14 protein-coding genes are annotated in these 18,485 nt (G+C 44.2%); 11 read left to right on the top strand and 3 right to left on the bottom strand.

Annotated elements, in window-relative coordinates; all coding sequences use genetic code 11:
* Positions 1 to 32 precede the first annotated feature (32 nt).
* A complete protein-coding gene (prmC, locus tag B9T10_RS06420; RefSeq protein WP_246782008.1) occupies positions 33 to 866 on the bottom strand; it encodes a peptide chain release factor N(5)-glutamine methyltransferase in 834 nt (277 codons plus the stop codon).
* Positions 867 to 940: 74 nt separating this feature from the next.
* On the opposite strand from prmC, the gene B9T10_RS06415 reads away from it, so the two are divergent.
* The 7 genes from B9T10_RS06415 to B9T10_RS06385 all read left to right on the top strand — a co-directional run bounded on the left by B9T10_RS06415 (position 941) and on the right by B9T10_RS06385 (position 9,952).
* Positions 941 to 1,747: a sulfite exporter TauE/SafE family protein gene (locus B9T10_RS06415; RefSeq protein ID WP_063455569.1), complete on the top strand. Its 807-nt coding sequence runs from the start codon at positions 941 to 943 to the stop codon at positions 1,745 to 1,747.
* Positions 1,748 to 1,984: 237 nt separating this feature from the next.
* The gene (gene sdhC, locus B9T10_RS06410) at positions 1,985 to 2,374 is read left to right on the top strand and encodes a succinate dehydrogenase, cytochrome b556 subunit (RefSeq protein WP_008315866.1); all 390 of its coding nucleotides are present in this window, start codon (positions 1,985 to 1,987) and stop codon (positions 2,372 to 2,374) included.
* Positions 2,375 to 2,386: 12 nt separating this feature from the next.
* On the top strand, positions 2,387 to 2,773 hold the full coding sequence (gene sdhD, locus B9T10_RS06405; RefSeq protein WP_008315867.1) for a succinate dehydrogenase, hydrophobic membrane anchor protein: 387 nt from the start codon (positions 2,387 to 2,389) through the stop codon (positions 2,771 to 2,773).
* Between the two features lie 48 nt (positions 2,774 to 2,821).
* Entirely contained in the window at positions 2,822 to 4,624 is a 1,803-nt protein-coding gene (gene sdhA / locus B9T10_RS06400; RefSeq protein WP_008315868.1) for a succinate dehydrogenase flavoprotein subunit, read from the top strand.
* A gap of 11 nt (positions 4,625 to 4,635) precedes the next feature.
* Positions 4,636 to 5,418 (top strand): succinate dehydrogenase iron-sulfur subunit, encoded by a 783-nt coding sequence (locus tag B9T10_RS06395; RefSeq protein ID WP_018122539.1) that lies wholly within the window; start codon positions 4,636 to 4,638, stop codon positions 5,416 to 5,418.
* Positions 5,419 to 5,799: 381 nt separating this feature from the next.
* Positions 5,800 to 9,009: a pilus assembly protein gene (locus B9T10_RS06390; RefSeq protein ID WP_246782172.1), complete on the top strand. Its 3,210-nt coding sequence runs from the start codon at positions 5,800 to 5,802 to the stop codon at positions 9,007 to 9,009.
* Between the two features lie 94 nt (positions 9,010 to 9,103).
* Positions 9,104 to 9,952, top strand: coding sequence for a PhzF family phenazine biosynthesis protein (locus B9T10_RS06385; protein ID WP_094538101.1), 849 nt, complete (start codon positions 9,104 to 9,106; stop codon positions 9,950 to 9,952).
* Here the strand turns inward: B9T10_RS06385 and B9T10_RS06380 are convergent, their stop codons facing one another.
* Together B9T10_RS06380 and recG are read right to left on the bottom strand one after the other, a co-directional pair.
* Complete coding sequence (locus B9T10_RS06380; protein WP_094538100.1) at positions 9,953 to 10,351, bottom strand: MORN repeat-containing protein; 399 nt, start codon at positions 10,349 to 10,351, stop codon at positions 9,953 to 9,955.
* 7 nt (positions 10,352 to 10,358) lie between these two features.
* Complete coding sequence (recG, locus tag B9T10_RS06375) at positions 10,359 to 12,395, bottom strand: ATP-dependent DNA helicase RecG (RefSeq protein ID WP_094493643.1); 2,037 nt, start codon at positions 12,393 to 12,395, stop codon at positions 10,359 to 10,361.
* Between the two features lie 83 nt (positions 12,396 to 12,478).
* On the opposite strand from recG, the gene ispB reads away from it, so the two are divergent.
* From ispB to B9T10_RS06355, 4 genes are all read left to right on the top strand, one after another.
* On the top strand, positions 12,479 to 13,459 hold the full coding sequence (gene ispB, locus B9T10_RS06370; protein WP_008315879.1) for an octaprenyl diphosphate synthase: 981 nt from the start codon (positions 12,479 to 12,481) through the stop codon (positions 13,457 to 13,459).
* A gap of 50 nt (positions 13,460 to 13,509) precedes the next feature.
* Positions 13,510 to 16,302 carry a bifunctional [glutamate--ammonia ligase]-adenylyl-L-tyrosine phosphorylase/[glutamate--ammonia-ligase] adenylyltransferase gene (gene glnE / locus B9T10_RS06365; protein WP_094538099.1) on the top strand — a complete coding sequence of 931 codons (2,793 nt, stop codon included), beginning with the start codon at positions 13,510 to 13,512 and terminating at the stop codon, positions 16,300 to 16,302.
* Positions 16,303 to 16,370: 68 nt separating this feature from the next.
* The gene (locus B9T10_RS06360; RefSeq protein WP_008315881.1) at positions 16,371 to 16,646 is read left to right on the top strand and encodes a hypothetical protein; all 276 of its coding nucleotides are present in this window, start codon (positions 16,371 to 16,373) and stop codon (positions 16,644 to 16,646) included.
* Between the two features lie 80 nt (positions 16,647 to 16,726).
* A complete protein-coding gene (locus B9T10_RS06355) occupies positions 16,727 to 18,454 on the top strand; it encodes a thiamine pyrophosphate-dependent enzyme (protein WP_008315882.1) in 1,728 nt (575 codons plus the stop codon).
* Positions 18,455 to 18,485 lie beyond the last annotated feature (31 nt).

The raw sequence follows: 18,485 nt of genomic DNA, 5'->3' as shown, positions 1-18,485 counted from the left end.
AAAAAGCAGCCCATGGCTGCTTTTTTAGTATGCTATTGCTTTTGCCCAAGGGTGATGCGGTCATTACCCCCAAGGTCTTTTAACGTCACCACATTGTGATAACCGGCAGCCGTCATTTTCTCACGCAATCGCGCCCCTTGCTCAAAACCATGCTCCATCATCAAATAACCTTGTGATTTTAAGCGCGGCAAAGCAGCCATCATCAGATGATCTAAATCCGCATAGCCTTCATTCTCTGCCACTAAAGCTGAGCGTGGTTCAAATTTGACGCCATCACCATCTAAATGCGCATCAACCCCATCAATGTAAGGTGGATTTGAGACAATCAGATCAAAAGGTTCATCCGGCACTTGATCAAACCAATGGCTATGCATAAATGTCACCGCTAAATTCAGCTGCTTGCCATTGTCCATCGCGACGGCTAAAGCTTCTTGAGACTGATCCACTGCCCATACAATCGCTTGTGGACGATGCTTTTTAAGCGTCAATGCAATCGCCCCGCTCCCTGTGCCCATATCAATCACGCGGCACGGTGCATCTTCTGGCATTTTAGATAAGGCTGTTTCCACCAACAATTCTGTATCCCCACGGGGAATCAATGTGGCACGCGTCACTTTGAGGGTTAAATCATAAAACTCTTTTTCACCCGTCAAATAGGCAAAAGGCACACCTTCTGCGCGCGCATTGACCAGATCTAAAAATGCAGATGCCTCTTCAGACGTCACAGTTTTTTCAGGAAACGCAATGATGCGGCTACGATTACACTTTAAGACAAAAGCCAGCAGAGATTGCGCCTCAAATTTCGGGTGATCTAAATGCGCTAAAGCCGCCTCAGCAGCGGTGATTAGGTCTTGATAACTCTTCACAATGGTGGACCCATACAAAAGTCTTACCTTAGCATTTTTCCGTGCTATGATCCATGACGAGGAGGAGTTTAAGCATGGGGATATTTTTAATTTTTATGGGCATTGGCGCAGTTGTGGGCGTCATTGCAGGTTTATTAGGCGTGGGCGGTGGTTCAATCATCGTGCCCATCATGAGTTATTTTGCAGAACAACAACAGATGGATTCATCCATCATCATGAAAATCGCCCTTGGCACATCGTTTGCCATCATCATTGTGTCATCAGCAGCTTCAGCGTGGTCGCACAATAAACGCGGTTCGATTTTATGGGACAAAGTACCCTATTTAGGCATTGGCGCTGCCATTGGCGTTGTGCTCGGCAGCTTGGTGGTGAGCCGCTTATCAAACACATTTTTACAGATCGTTTTTTGCTTTTTCTTGGTTTACACCATCTATTCAATGCTCGCACCTAAAAAGAAAACCGATGACAATCGCCCTGCCCCTAATCATTCCATGATTTTATTTTTAGGCTTAGGTTTATTGATCGGCTTTTTAGCGAGCTTCATTGGCATTGCAGGCGGTGCAATTGCTGTACCACTGCTCACTTATTTAGGTTATGAGATGCGCCGCGCGATCGCAACCTCTTCCACTTTAGGCGTAATATTGGCCTTTTTTGGCGCAGTGAGCTACATTTATACCGGCTGGGATCATCCACATTTACCAGAATATTCCTTAGGCTTTGTCTATTTACCCGCCTTTTTTGGAATCGCAATTGTGAGTTTACTCACAGCGTCGATCGGTGTGAAATTGAGCTATAAATTACCGGTGCCCCGCATTCGTCAAATTTTCGCGATATTTCTAGCCTTGATTCTCGTGAGAATGCTCAGCGCATTTCTGTTTTAATGCCGATGGTTATCACGCTCACTGATCATTGAAAATGTAATCAAAATGTAATCCATATTTTCCGCCGTTTGCCCAATCGGTCAAGATTCAGCGAAGCAGATCAGAATGCAGTTGAGGAAAAGTGGGAAGTTCATTAAAATGATCTGTGTTTTTGTTTGTTACACCGCGCTTTCGGGCGTAGAATAAGCAATTTGTTTTCATAATATTTTTACCACCAAAGTCTTACCAAGGAGTCGTATGGAAAAGCATCAACGGCCTTTATCACCTTTCATGCTAGGTTCAGGCTACAAATTTCAACAAACCTCAGTCATGAGTTTCTTGCATCGCTTAACAGGTATCGCTTCTTTAGTTGTAGTGCTTGTGATTTGTGCATGGATCATTGCCATCCCGTTTAACTTAAACTTAGCGATCGGCATTCAGTCCCTATTGACACATTATGCATTCTTCCCGCTTTTAGCCATCGGTGTTGCTTCTACGGTTTACCATTTCTGTAATGGTATTCGTCACCTTTTTTGGGATGCTGGCATCGGCATCAGCAATGAAGAGGCTCAAAAATCAGGTCGTTGGGTCATCATCGCGAGCGTTATCGTAACAATTGCGATTCTTGGCGTAGGCATTTGTGCATAATAGGAGACAATCATGAATTATCGTACACCGCTTGGCCGCGTTAAAGGTTTAGGCTCAGCTCACTCTGGCTCAAAAGAGTGGTTATTGCAGAAAGTTTCCTCTGTCATTTTAGCAGTGTTATTTGTGTGGTTTGCCTTCTCTATGGCATTTCTACTCAAATCTGACATCCGTGATGTGATCATCTGGATCTCAAAACCCCTTCACACAACATTGCTCTTAACGTTTATTTCTGTGAGCATCTTTCATGCTGCCCACGGTATTCAGACCATCATTGAAGACTATGTCCATCAAACGACAAAACGCGTCTTTTATATTTATCTTGTCAAAACCCTCTTAACCCTCGTTTGGTTAGTGTTGGTGATCGCTGTATTGAAAGTGGCATTGAACATTTTCATCTAAATCGCGTTCAAGAAGATAACAAATATCGTTAATAGTTAGAGGAATCACATGAATTTGAAAAAATATAAAGACTATAACATCACCGAACATGTATATGATGTTGTAGTAGTGGGCGCAGGCGGTGCAGGTTTGCGTGCGACATTGGGTATGGCGGAAAAAGGCTTTAAAACAGCATGTGTGACTAAAGTATTCCCAACGCGCTCTCACACAGTGGCAGCACAAGGCGGCGTATCTGCAGCTTTAGGCAACATGGGTGAAGATGATTGGCGCTGGCACATGTATGACACTGTGAAAGGATCTGACTGGTTAGGTGACCAAGATGCCATCGAATATATGTGTCGCGAAGCCATCCCATCGATTTTAGAATTAGAACATTATGGTTTGCCTTTCTCTCGCACGAAAGAAGGTAAAATCTATCAGCGTCCTTTCGGCGGTATGACAACCCATTACGGTGAAGCACAAGCACAACGTACCTGTGCAGCCGCTGACCGTACGGGCCACGCCATGTTGCATACGTTGTATCAACAATCTTTGAAACATCACGCTGAATTCTACATCGAATATTTTGCCCTCGACTTAATCATGGAAAATGATGAATGTCGCGGTGTGATCGCTTGGAACTTAGCCGATGGTACCATCCACGTATTCCGTGCCCAAATGGTGGTATTGGCCACAGGTGGTTATGGTCGTGCTTACTTCTCTGCAACGTCTGCCCATACTTGTACAGGTGATGGCGGCGGTATGGCAGCGCGTGCAGGTGTACCTTTACAGGATATGGAATTTGTTCAATTCCACCCAACAGGCATCTATGGCGCAGGCTGCTTAATCACAGAAGGTGTACGCGGTGAAGGTGGTTACTTAACCAACTCAAACGGCGAACGCTTCATGGAACGCTATGCACCGAATGCTAAAGATCTTGCCTCTCGTGACGTTGTCTCCCGCTCCATCTTATTAGAAATCCGTGAAGGTCGCGGTGTTGGTCCTAAAAAAGATCACGTGTATTTGAACTTAATGCACTTAGGTCCTGAAGTGATCAATGAACGTTTACCAAGCATTGCAGAAAGTGCAAAAATCTTTGCAAACGTAGACGTCACCAAAGAGCCCATCCCAATCATCCCAACCGTTCATTACAACATGGGTGGTATTCCAACGAACTATCATGCTGAAGTTGTGACATTGAAAGATGGCAACCCAGATCACGTGGTACCAGGTTTGATGGCGATCGGTGAAGCTGCATGTGTGTCTGTACATGGTGCGAACCGTTTAGGTTCTAACTCATTGCTTGACTTAGTAGTCTTTGGCCGTGCAGCTGCAAACCGTGCGGCTGAAATCTTAAAGCCAAATGCAACACAAAAAGATTTGCCTGAAGATAAAATCATTGCCATTTTAGATCGCTTTGACAGCATCCGTCATGCAAATGGCTCAATTCCAACGGCACAATTGCGTGACAAAATGCAGCGCGCAATGCAAGCAGACGTGTCTGTATTCCGTATGGAAGAGACATTAAAAGACGGTGTGACTGCCATCACTGAAGCCTTCAATGACTTCAAAGAGATCAAAGTGCATGACCGCAGCTTAATTTGGAACTCTGACTTAGTGGAAACTTTAGAGTTGTCTAACCTTTTAGCGAATGCCATGACCACTGTCGCTTCTGCTTACAATCGTAAAGAATCTCGCGGTGCACATGCTCGTGAAGACTTCCCGAATCGTAACGATGAAGAGTGGATGAAGCATACTTTAGCGTGGTTAGATGATGCAACCGGCGAGATCAAAATCGATTATCGTCCTGTGCACACTTACACTCTTACTGATGATATCGAGTATATCCCACCTAAAGAAAGAACATACTAAAGGAATCGGTTATGGCTGAGTTTAAATTACCTGCAAATTCTATTGTCAAAGAAAACGGACAATATTTTAAAGCAGAAGGCGCGAAAAATAAGCGCGTCTTTAAAATCTATCGTTGGAACCCTGATACAGGTGAAAATCCACGTTTTGATAAATATGAAGTCAATATGGATGAATGTGGGCCAATGGTGCTCGATGCGTTATTGAAAATCAAAAACGAAATCGATCCAACATTGACATTGCGCCGTTCATGCCGTGAAGGCGTTTGTGGTTCATGTGCAATGAACATTGATGGCACCAATACACTTGCGTGTACAAAAGCCATTGAATCCATTGGTACAGATGAAGTGCGCATTGCGCCTTTACCGCACATGCCTGTGGTGAAAGACTTAGTGCCAGATTTAACGCACTTCTATGCACAGCACGCATCCATTCAACCTTGGTTACAAGCGGATACGCCAAATCCTCCACGTGAGCGTTTGCAATCCATTGAAGAGCGCCGCAAACTCGATGGTTCATACGAATGCATCTTGTGTGCAAGCTGCTCAACTTCTTGCCCAAGCTATTGGTGGAACTCTGATAAATACTTAGGTCCTGCGGTATTGTTGCAAGCATATCGCTTCATTATGGATTCTCGTGATGAATACAAAGGTGAACGTTTAGCGGAATTAGAAGATCCGTTCAAATTGTACCGTTGTCACACCATCATGAACTGTACAAAAACGTGTCCTAAGGGCTTAAACCCTGCAAAAGCGATTGCGGAAATCAAAAAATTAATCGTGGCGCGCCATAATTAATCGAATGATTGCATGAATCAAAAGGCAGCTTTGCTGCCTTTGATAAAATCCTACACAGGGTGTAGGATTTTTTTATACCATTATAATGAAATCAAAGGAGTGTGTTAAAAATCAAAAACAATAAAAATACAGTTAAATACTAGAACAAATGTACTTTTAAATGATGTAACAAAATAAATATAACCATTAAATTTTATGTGAGTGAGTCCCCCAATGAAACATCAAAATTTTTTTGGCAAGCTGATTCTTGCCTCAATGTTTTCCGTTATGCCCATCGTTGTATATTCAAACACACAACCATTCCAACCTTCAACCGAACCCATATTTAGCACGCAACAAGCTAAACCCAATATTCATATGATTCTAGATGACTCAGGATCCATGAATAGTAATAGCGACATTTCTCTGACACGTAATGGCTCAAAAGTCAGACGCAGTGCTGCTCTGAGCGATACTGTTGAAAAACTGTTATACAAATATCGAGACAAAGCTTATCTTGGGATCTCTTTTTTATATCAACGGTCAGATCAAAATGGTCTCATTCGTTTGCCGATTGGGGACTTTCATTTACTCTCTGAAAAGGATTTTAAAACAACAGTTGTCAATCCAATTAAACAACTCATTGCAAATTCCCCTGGACATACGCCAATGCATGCAGGTGTCTATGAAGCATTTAAGATGTTTAGAGGATATCCTGTCAATCAAGCCGGCGGTCCTTGGCAAAGACACCATATGATAGATTTACAACCTAATCCAACAGGCAAAGGTAATCAACGTTACTTCCCTGCTGTACAATTAGAAACACCCTTGCGCTATCGTTGCCAAGCCAATCATATGATTCTCATGACAGATGGTGAACCCTATGGTGAAGATGTTTGGGGCATTCCAAAAGAAGATATCAAAGCATTAGGCGCAAGCAATGCATTTCTTGGCTACAATACTAAATCCAATATGTTCCATGGCGTTGAACAAACATTCGGCGCAGTATTTAATGCACAAAATAAAGATGGTCATTCTAGTGCATTAGGACATCTCATTGCGCAAACAGATTTAACACGTGCTCAAAAATACGTTAAGAAAAATCATCAATGGATCACAAAAGATCTTGATGATGCAGGCGAACCTTGGTTTGACCCCAATAATCCCATTCCCATGAAACTCACGCTGCATAGCGTCAGTTTATTCGTTAAACCAGATCACAATATTTATAAATGGCTCACGCAACCGAGTGGCGGTTATAACCTTGGGATTGATAAAAATAGTAATGGCAGTGCTGAAGATCTGTTATTGGCATTTGATACAATTTTTTCTTCAATCATTCAAAGTACCAGTAGTAGCAAAGCCATTTTAGATCGTATCCATGCAGATATTTTATATGGTGCACCAAAGACGAATGATTTAAGCACGATTGGTACCATTCGTTATGATACCACCTACAGTTTTAGGCAACGTTTTGGCACTGTGCGCGCAATGGTGCCATACATCAGTGAATGGCAAACAGATCCGCAAGATAAAACCAAACGCATCCCCACACAAACCAATACTTTAGAATTGTGGAACACTAACGATACCATCACGGCTAAACAAGGACGTTATATTACGCATCATCAGGTTTTGAACCAATCTGCCATTCATGAATTAAATCAAAGATATAGAGCAGCTTACCCCAATTCTAAAAATTCATTTGATCAGCATTATATTGCTTGGCTCACAGACTTTACAAAACCAAATCATCAACATAATTTACGCAGCCGTTTAAAACCCATGGGTAGTATTACCAATTCCGACATTAAATTAGCCAATAAAGATATTTTAAATATCAATACCGCATCAAATGCGATGTCCTATACATTAGCCGCAGAATTAAGACAGTGGCTCATGTATAAAGCTGCTCATCAGCCTGTCAACTTATTGATTGTTGCAGATAATGATGGTTTTATAAACTTCATCAATGCTCATCGCGGCCGTAAAAATGGCGCCTTAGCAGGTGCACGCAATACAGCTTATTTTCCAAAAATACTGATCCCTCGCATTGATGACATTGCTAAAAGTGATAAATTTGCCAGTCTAATTCTTGAAGGTAAAACAAATTTAACAGATGCAAAAATTGGTACAAATCAATATATGACCTTAGGTATGACAGGTATGGGCAGCGGCGGTAAAGGATTGGTGGGTTATCGCATTTTCAGTGCAACGGGCTCACCCATCACCGCATCAAAACAATTAAAATTCACAACGAATGCATCTTCACATGAGGTGACGCCGCTGTTTGAAATCACCAATGAAGGCCCTCAACAATATCGCACACCTGGCTTTGAAAACTTAGGTTATACATATTCTGGCTTTGAATTTTTCAATGAAGGCATACAAAAGGATGGGCAAAACAGTTACCGTTCTGTCGCGGTATTTGGCAATGGTTTTGGTACTCAGTCCTCCATTTTATATTTTATCGATGCTCATACTGGAAAAAAATTACATGAGATTGTTTTAGATCCTATGGGCGGCGGTGCAGCAACACCTGCGATTGTCATTACAAAATCTGAGTTAGGACAACGCATTGAGAGAATTTATGTGGGAGATTATTCAGGCTCTTTATATAAAGTGGATTTTAATGGTCAAAATTTTGATGATGCCCAAGCAGTGATCACCAAACTTTTCACAGCTCCCCAACACCCAGGACACATCGGACAATCAGCCATTTCCATCAAGCCATTGGTGCTCAAAGATGCCAAACAATATACGATCTATTTTGGGACAGGCTTAGCTGTCAGCCATCAACATGATCGTGGCGAAAATTCACAAGTGAATCATAATTTTTATGCTCTTGATGATCGCCCCACTGATGCAAAGCAAAATTCACAAGCCACTGTCAGTGCATTAAAAAATACAAGGATCTCCCATTTACAACCTCAAATCATGCTAGAAGATCTTAAAAAGGGTTCTGTTGAATATGTGGATAAAAATAAAGTGAATTATTTATTAGACGAACTTCACGAACTCAAAAGTATCACCCCCATCAATACCGCCCTTGGCGATTCAAATGCCAAAGGTTGGTACATTGCTTTATCTGCCGATCATACGAATGATTACATCAGTGGTGAACGCATCATTCATCCACCAACTTTTGACATCAACAATCAATCGGTCATCATCTCAACTTGGGGAATCTTCGAGCAGAGGCAACAAGCAACTGCCACAGGCATCGATGATCCTTGCCGAGCGGATGCTGCCATTGGTAAATCATTGGCTTTTAATATGAAAGATGGTTCTGCCGCCCATAAAATCGGACTTACACATAAAGGACGAACAAATAATGCATCAAGTAATCTAACAGGCGATAACTTAATTAAATCCCCCCTTGGCAATGAAATGACACAAGCGAGTGATTTTAGCAGTTCAGAAATCACAGAATTAAAATCCATTACCCACGAATTATCAAGTTCATACACAACAGATGACAATAATTTTGGTGTCTATTGTGAGGGGAATTTAAAAGGTGGATTACATTGTGAACTGCTTGATCGAAGTAAATTATCAAGCATTCCCATTCATAAAATACGAGTGAGCATTCAAAAAATTATGAATTTCTAATCTCATCAAGGCAGCTTTGCTGCCTTTTTTTGTGCGCCATGAAAAAATGTGGTAAATCTACTAGAACCCTTCATTTTTGCCATAAGGAGTGCACATGAAGACACTCACCTATTTTTGGATCAACGTCTTTACCACAGAACAAGACAAAGGCAATCCATTGCCCGTATTTGTGCTTGATGATCCTTTAAGCAAAACCGCGATGCAAAAAATCGCCGCAATGCTGAATCAATCAGAAACTGTCTTCATTGAACATGTGGACTCAACTGACCCTAAGCTCTCCATTTTTACGCCCATGCAAGCCCTACCTTTTGCAGGACACCCCATCATTGGGGCGCTGAAAATTTTAGAGAAATTGCAGCCGAATCCCACTTTCACCCATGTTAAAACTGAATCTGGCAATGTACCGGTTGAGATTGATCGCCATAAGCACATTTATTGGATCAAAGCACCCCTTGCCCCAACAATGCGGGCAAGCACATTAACCATTGCCAGCACAGCGCAAATGCTCGGTTTAACGGAAGCCAATATTCTCTCCTGCCCCACTTGGGTCAATACGGGCAGCGAACAATTACTGGTTGAGTTAGACAGCGCTGAAGCGGTGGATGCCATTGCCATTAATTCCACATTATTTAAAGAGCATGCCACACTCTATGAAGGGCGCACCATGATCTATGCATGGAGCCGCACAAACAATGATGTGTATGCACGCTATTTTTACCTTAAAAATGGCGCAATCGGAGAAGACAGCGGCACAGGATCAGCCGCCGCCAATTTAGGTGGTTTACACTGTTTAAATGGCACAACGTCTCTGGAATACCGCATTCGTCAAGGCTGTAAAATGGGGCGTGAAAACGTCTTATATTTAAAAGTTGTCGAAGGAGAAATTTGGATCGGCGGGCAAAACACCTTTATGGGACAAGGTGAGTTGCTTTGGGCTGAGTGATCAGCGTAGATCCACCGCTCGACCATCATTTAAAAACATCGTGCCTTTGCCCACTTTATTGTGGCGCATATGGCCGATGAAAAATGAGCCATCACTCAACGTGAGTTTGCCGCGGCCATGAAACTCGCCCATCACATGCTCGCCCTCATAGACCGCGCCATCTGTGCTCACTGTTTTGCCAAAACCATGGGCTTTGCCTTGCTGAATCGCCCCGGTATAAATGCCTTCTGCACTTTTTAATGTGCCATAACCTTCTGGCACACCATTGACCAGATCACCCACATAAGTTGCACCATCTGACAAGGTAATTTTACCTAAATCATCATCAATCGGCGCGCCATGATTGATGGCACAACCCGTTAACATCACCATCAATCCTACAATTGCCAAACCTTTCATATCACCTCTATACACTGATAAATTGCGTGCGATGGCTGAGCCAACGCTGAATCAAACCATTGACGATCACATCATTGTCAATGAGCTTAGGCACCATTTGCTGTGCGCGATCAATGATGTCACGATGCGCCAACATATTGGCCACTTTAAAGGTCACTTCCCCTGTTTGCTTAGTGCCGATGATCTCACCCGTTCCGCGGATCTCTAAATCCTTTTCTGCGATCACAAAGCCATCTTCGGTTTGTTGTAAAATTTGCAAACGCTCTTGTGCCACGGCTGATAAAGGCGGCTCATACATCAATAAACAAAACGATGCTTGACTGCCGCGCCCAACGCGCCCACGCAATTGATGGAGCTGAAAGAGCCCTAACCGCTCTGCATTTTCGATCACCATAATGGTGGCATTTGGCACATCAACGCCCACTTCAATCACCGTGGTGGCCACCAATACATCCAGCTCATGCTGTTTGAACGCCAACATGATCGCCTCTTTTGCCTTCGGCTTCATCTTGCCATGCAGTAAACCGATGCGCACATTCGGCATCATCATGGATAATGTTTGATGCGTCTCTTCAGCCGCTTGGGCAGATAAAGTTTCATTGGCCTCAATCAACGTGCACACCCAATAAGCTTGCACGCCCTTTGCACATTGTAAGGCTAAACGTGCAATCAACTGATCACGCTTTTGATGATTCACAAGCGTTGTGGTGATCGGCACACGATTGGCAGGCTTTTCATCAATGATGGAATGCTTTAAATCCGCATAAGCGATCATGGCCAATGTGCGCGGAATGGGCGTTGCCGTCATCATCAAAAAGTGTGGTTGATGATGTGGATTTTTCTCTTGCAAGGCAAGGCGCTGCGCCACGCCAAAGCGATGCTGCTCATCGACAATCACAAGGGCAAGGGATGCATATTCAACGCTCTCTTGAAACGTCGCATGCGTGCCCACAATGATCTCAATCTCGCCGTTAGCGATCGCTTCAGAACGGATGCGTTTCTCTTTCGCCGTCAAACCGCCCGATAAAAACGTGACACGAATGCCAAGTGGCGATAACAATTTATCAATGGTTAAATAATGCTGCTCTGCCAATAATTCTGTGGGCGCAATCATGATGGCTTGCTGCTTCATCATCGCCACATGTAAAAGCGCCACGGTCGCCACGATGGTTTTCCCTGCCCCCACATCGCCCTGCACAAGGCGCATCATCGGACTGTGTTGCATCATGTCCTCTTTGATCTCTGCAATCACGCGGTGCTGTGCATTCGTCAATTGATACGGCAAACTTTGTAGGAGTGCTTTCTCAGCAGGTAAAGCGAGCGCAATGGCAATGGCGGTTTTATGGGTATCCAAAACGCGCGCGCGCCCAAGCGCCAATTGATACGCGAGCACCTCTTCTAATGCCAATGCCTTTTGCCACGGATGCGAACCTTCAGAGAGTTGCTGCAAGTTCGCATCCGGCGGTGGATTGTGTAGATAATGGAGTGCATCTGACAAGGAATATTTGTTCGACACAAAACTTGGGAAAGATTCTGGCGTGGTTAATGTGAGTGCTGCTGTGATCATGCTGCGCATCTGCTTTTGATTGATGCCCGCCGTTAAGGGATAAATGGGTGTCAATCGCTCTTCGACAGCAATTGATTCATGCAATGCCCGAAACTCAGGGTGCACCATTTCTAAATAAGGATAACCCTTTTTCACCTCGCCAAAGGCACGAATCAACAAGTTTTCATCCAATACTTTCAATAAGCCATGATTAAAATTAAAGAACTTAAATTGCATGATGCCTGTGTCATCTTTCACCCAAACCGTCAGATACTTTTTGCGCCCTTGTGAGACCTCTTTTTTCACCACGCTCACTTCCACAACTGCTGTATCACCAACGTGCAATGCCGCAATCGGCAATAGGCGCGTGCGGTCTTGATAACGATGGGGCAGATGAAAAATCATGTCCTGAATCGTATGGATGTGGAGCTTCTCTAAAGTCTTTGCCATCTTCGGCCCAACACCGGGAAGCTTTGTCACAGATTGCTGAAGAATCACAAATTATCTCTTATATGAATACTTTTTATTGAACAGGCCTTATAATACCTTAATTCATAGTCAAAAGAGAAACAGGGGCGAGAATGTCTATCAAAAATATTCAAGCGTTGATTGCCGACGATTTTAACCAAGTCAATGAAGCCATCATGACGGCGTTATCCTCTGATGTGGCACTGATCAACGAACTTGGCGCATACATCATTTTATCTGGCGGTAAGCGCTTACGCCCGATGATTACTGTATTGTGTGCCAAAGCGGCACAATACACCGGTGATAAACACATTTCAGCGGCGGCGTTGATTGAGTTTATCCATACGGCAACCTTATTGCATGATGATGTGGTGGATCACTCCGACATGCGCCGCGGCAAAGAGACCGCCAATGCCATTTGGGGCAATGAGGCGAGCGTTTTAGTGGGCGACTTCTTATACACGCGTGCTTTCCAAATGATGGTGAATTTAGATTCCATGCGTGTGATGCGCATTTTAGCTGAAGCCACCAACCGCATTGCAGAAGGCGAAGTGTTGCAGCTTTTAAACATCAAAGAGCCAAACATCACAGAAGCCAATTACTTTAATGTCATCTACTCAAAAACGGCTAAATTGTTTGAAGCGGCTGCGGAAATCGCGGGCGTGATGGCCTATGAAACCTCAGGACAACCCGAATCCCAAGTGGAAGCGTTCCGTGAATATGGTAAATATGTGGGCACAGCATTCCAGCTCATCGATGACATTTTAGATTACACGGCCACCGCCGAAGAGATGGGTAAAAATACAGGCGATGACTTAGCAGAAGGCAAACCCACATTGCCACTCATTCGTGCCATTGAAGTTGGCACACCAGAAGAGGCTGAACTTGTCCGCAATGCCTTACTCAATGCTGATGTGAGCCAATTGTCCACCATTTTACAGATCATTGAGCGCACAGAATCCCTCACCTACACTTATCAAAAAGCATGTGAGCAAGTGGATCAAGCCATCGCTGCCATTGCGCCCATTGCTGATTCGCCCTATAAAGAGGCGTTGATTGGCCTTGCGAAATACGCCATTGAACGCAAATTCTAAACGCAATGAAGCCCTTCCATGAAGGGCTTTGCTTTATTTGAGACCTGCCCATGTTAAATTATTGGTTACAGTTTGAAGAACGTCATCCACAGCTCTATCACACCGTGGAAACGCACCCTGATTTTTTAGCCCTCAATCGTTTGCTTGAGTCCTCGCCGTGGGCGGGTCGTTTGATCCTCAATCGCCCTGAGCGCTATTTGACTGATTTTTTAAGCCAACAATGGAATGTGCCGCTTGATCTCTCATCACTCACCATTACTGCACATTCAGAAGCTGAAGCCCTACCAAAGCTTCGCACCCTTCGCAATCAATTGCTATTAAAAATGGCATACCGTGACATCAATCAAATCGATGATGTGCTCACCATCAATCGCGACATTACGCGCATTGCCGATTTCTTTTGTCAGCAAGCCCTGAATTTAGCCTATCAATTCACCACAAAAAACTCTGAAGCCCCAATCGATCAACACGGACAACCCATCGTTCCGTACATCATTGGCATGGGAAAAATGGGCGGCTTTGAGCTCAATTTCTCCTCAGACATTGATCTCATCTTTGGCTATTCTGGGGATGATGCACACTTTTTCCATAAAGTGGCGCGCCGCTTTATTCACCTGCTGCACACCACCACAGAAGATGGCTTTGTCTATCGCGTGGATTTACGCCTTCGCCCGTTTGGCAGCAGCGGACCGATTGCCTTATCCACTGTAGCGATGGTGAGTTATTATTTCCAATATGGTCGCGATTGGGAGCGCTACGCCCTCATTAAAGCGCGCGTGGTCGCAGGTAACATGGCAGAAGGTGAACACTTTTTAAAAGAGATTCACCCCTTCATTTACCGCAAAACCATTGATTATGAATTGGTGGATGCCCTTAAAAACATCAAAGACATGATCCAAAAGGAGGTGATTTTAAAAGACAATCACCACAACATTAAACTTGGTGATGGCGGCATCCGCGAAATCGAGTTCATCGCCCAAGTCTTTCAACTCATTCATGGCGGTAAACAAACGCAGCTGCAAACCACAGAGATCATGCAAGCATTAGATGTGATCAGTACGCGTTATCTTTCCCCTGAAACTGTGAGCGCCCTAAAAAACGCCTATATTTTCTATCGCTTGATCGAAAACCGCTTACAAATGGTGCACGATGAGCAAACCCACACATTGCCAAGTACGCCCGCTGAGCAAGCGCGCCTCATTCATGGACTCAACATCGCCTCATGGGAGAACTTCACTAAAACCTTGATGTATCATCAAAGCATCGTGCATGAAGAGTTTGAGAACATCTTTGGCGCCGTGACGGTGCAAGAGAGTGACAATCACTTCACTTCCTTGTTAAAACTGCTGCGTGAACCACAAGAAGCCATTGATTTTAAAAAGTGGTTTGATTTACAAAACGCCCGCGAGAGTGAGCAGAAATCTTATCTGTTGTGGGCGTTTCAAAAAGAGACCTTTTTAAAAGCAGATTTAGAGACGCAAAAATCCCTCACCTTCATTTTGCTCCATGCCTTTCATTACCTAGAAACCAAGCAGCAACACAGCGCCCATACCCTCAATCTATTTTTAGACATTTTAGCGAGCATTGCGCAAGAATCCCGCTTCATTGAGTGGTTGCATGAGTACAATTCAGCCTTGATCCATGTGCTTGATCTGTGTTGCCACAGCACCTTTTTAAGCCGTTATCTTGCGCGTTTTCCAAAGCTCTTTGATGAACTCATGGTGAGCATGGAAGATGCTAAACCCTTCAATCACCGTAAACTTAGCAAAGCCCTCAATACTGCCCTAGAACAGCCGAAAGCCACTGAAGAGCAACGCCTCAACCTTCTGCGTGATTTCTTGCATAAAACCGTACTTAAAATCGCCATGGCGGACTTTTCTGGCAAGATGCCGCTCATGATCGTCAGTGATTATCTCTCTGAGCTTGCCGATACGCTCCTTAATAAGATTTTGCGTTTAGCGTGGAGCGAGCTCAGCCAAAAGCATGGGCAACCCACTTCCCTTCGCCATAAAAATGGTCGCCCAGATTTCATCATTGTGGCGTATGGAAAATTAGGCGGCTTAGAGCTCGGTTATCAATCGGATTTAGACATCATCTTTTTGCATGATGCCGTGGAAGATCAAATGACCGATGGCGCGCATCCCATTTTTAACAGTGACTTTTTCGTGAAATTGGCACAAAAGATCATCCATTATTTAACCGCACAAACGGCATCCGGGCGCTTATATGAAGTGGACATGCGCCTTCGTCCTTGTGGCGATTCTGGGTTACTCGTGTCAAGTTTTGAGCGCTTTAAAAACTATCAAGCCAATGATGCATGGATTTGGGAACATCAAGCCCTCATTCGTGCCCGCCCCATCACAGGCAGCCAAACGTTAAGCAATGCCTTTAACCAATTTCGCAAAGAGATTTTAACGCGCCAACGCTCGATCCCGCATTTAAAGCAAGAGATCATCAAAATGCGTCAAAAGCTTGATAAACAGTTTGCCGCAAAACAATCTGACCTTGCCCGTAACCTTAAATATGGCAAAGGCGGCATGATCGACATTGAATTTTTGGTGCAATACTTAGTGCTCTCACATGCGTATCATGAACCTTTATTGGTGCGCTTTACCGATAACATTCGTCAACTTGCGGCACTTGAAGCCCTTGGGCGTTTGAGTTCATGGGAAGCGATGGTGCTGCGTGATACTTATCGTTCCATCCGTAAGATTCAACATTATGCACGTTTATCTGATCAAGAGACCTTGCAAAAACCACCGGAATTGGTAGAGTCAATGCAACTTGTGAAGGAAATACACGATAAAGTATTTGGTCAAACAAGCCACAAAAAGATTAATTAATCATTAATAAATGTTTAGAAAGTGTTAGAATGGTGAAAAAGATACATTATAAATAGGAGATGAAACTCATGGAAAATAATATTGTCGACATTGTTGTAACCATCTTAAACCCTGCTTATTTGGTCATTGCTGCAGCATTGGCATGGATCTTACGTAACATTGGCGGTTCGGTGTATGTGATTGTCCCGATCATTATGATGGTGCTTGCCATCGTGGTGGATGCCATTTTCGAATTGCCGAACTTTTCACCGTATCCATTTCAAATCATCGGCATTGGCGTTGTTGCATTGATCATTACTTCGATTGTGCTCTATCTTGTGAAAAAGATGAACGCATCAAAATAAATTGAGTTTCATCCATAGCGGCCGTTCAGACCGCTATTTTTTTATAACAAAAATAATTGAATAACAAGTTAGGAGTGACCATGTCTAAAAAGAAAGTGGCCCGCATTGTGGTGGAAGCTTTAGAAAATTTTGGCGTCAAACGTTGTTATGGCGTTGTCGGCGATACGCTCAATCAAGTGACAGATGCGATGCGTCATCACACAGACATCGAATGGGTGCACATGCGCCATGAAGAGGCTGGCGCTTTTGCAGCCGGTGCTGAAGCGTATATGAGTGATACATTAACAGCGTGCGCAGGTTCATGTGGCCCCGGTTCATTGCATTTCATCAATGGTTTATTTGAGAGCCATCGCAATGGTGCCCCTGTTGTATTGATCGCCAGTCAATTGCCGACAAATGTGCTGCAAACCAATTTCCCACAAGAAGTGGATTACATGCCCATTTATCGCACCTGTTCTGTCTTTTGTGAGCAAGTCAATGATGCCGCTTCCGCTAAACGCATTGTGATGAGTGCGTGCCAAGCGGCACTTTCACAACGTGGTGTTGCGGTGGTGATTTTGCCGTCAGACATCAGTGCCATGGAAGTGGAAGATGCGCCGGTTCTCCAAACCTATCAACCGAAAAAGCCCGTGATTCATCCACAAGAGAGCGAATTGATGGCCATGGCAGAGATCCTCAACAGTGGTCAACGCGTGGGCATTTATGCAGGGGCTGGCTGTGAAGGCGCCCATGATGAAATCATCGCCCTCTGTGAGAAGCTCAAAGCACCGATGGCACACACATCACGCGCGAAAGATTTTGTGGAATGGGACAATCCTTATAATGTTGGCATGACGGGCATGCTCGGTGTGGAATCCGGCTATCGCATGATGGAACACTGTGACACATTACTCATTTTAGGCGCAGACTTTGCTTGGTCACAGTTTTATCCGAAGGATGCGAAAATCATTCAAGTGGACATTAACCCACAGCAACTTGGCTTACGTCATCCGATTACGATGGGCGTGATTGGCAATACGATTGATACGGTTCGCGCCCTATTGCCGCATCTGAATACAAAAGTAAACACGGAGTTTTTAGACACTTACACTGAGATGCACAAAAAATGCACCGCTGAGCTCAATAAAAAAGCCGTGGCTGGCAGTGAAGATCTCATTCATCCGCAATATCTTGTGGAGCTTCTGAGCAAATATGCCACAGATGATTGCCTCATTGCCGGCGATTGCGGCTCTGCGATGGCTTGGATTTTACGCCATTTCCACACCAATGGTCAGCGCCGCACCATGCTGTCTATGAAGCATGGCACCATGGCGAACGCAATGCCACAAGCCATTGGCTTACAAAAAGCATTCCCGAATCGTCAAGTGATCTCCTTATCCGGTGATGGTGGTTTAACCATGTTGATGGGCGATTTGCTCACCATTGTGCAAGAAAAACTTCCCATCAAAATCGCCATTTTAAACAATGGTGCCCTTGATTTTGTGGAACTTGAGATGAAAGCCGAAGGCATCGTCAATAGCTATACGGATCTACACAATCCTGACTTTGCAAAACTCGCCGATGCTGTGGGCATGCAAGGCTATAGCGTCAAAGGTTCTCATGAGCTTGAAGATGCTGTCAAAGCCTTCCTTGAGCACGATGGTCCTGCCATCTTAGATGTGCACACCAGCCGTTTAGAACTGCTCTGGCCGCCACACACAGAACCGGAAAACTACACCAATATGGCGCTGTATGGCGCGAAAGCCATTTTAGGTGGGCAAGGCAAAGATTTTGTGGATATGCTCAAAGATAATTTCTTGAAAAAATAGTCAAGCTTCAATCTTTCATGACATGCAAACA

The sequence above is a fragment of the Wohlfahrtiimonas chitiniclastica genome, from assembly GCF_002252325.1.
Lineage (GTDB): Bacteria > Pseudomonadota > Gammaproteobacteria > Cardiobacteriales > Wohlfahrtiimonadaceae > Wohlfahrtiimonas > Wohlfahrtiimonas chitiniclastica.
The sequence above is the reverse complement of the archived record's forward strand: the minus strand, read 5'-3'. Positions and strand labels throughout refer to the sequence as shown.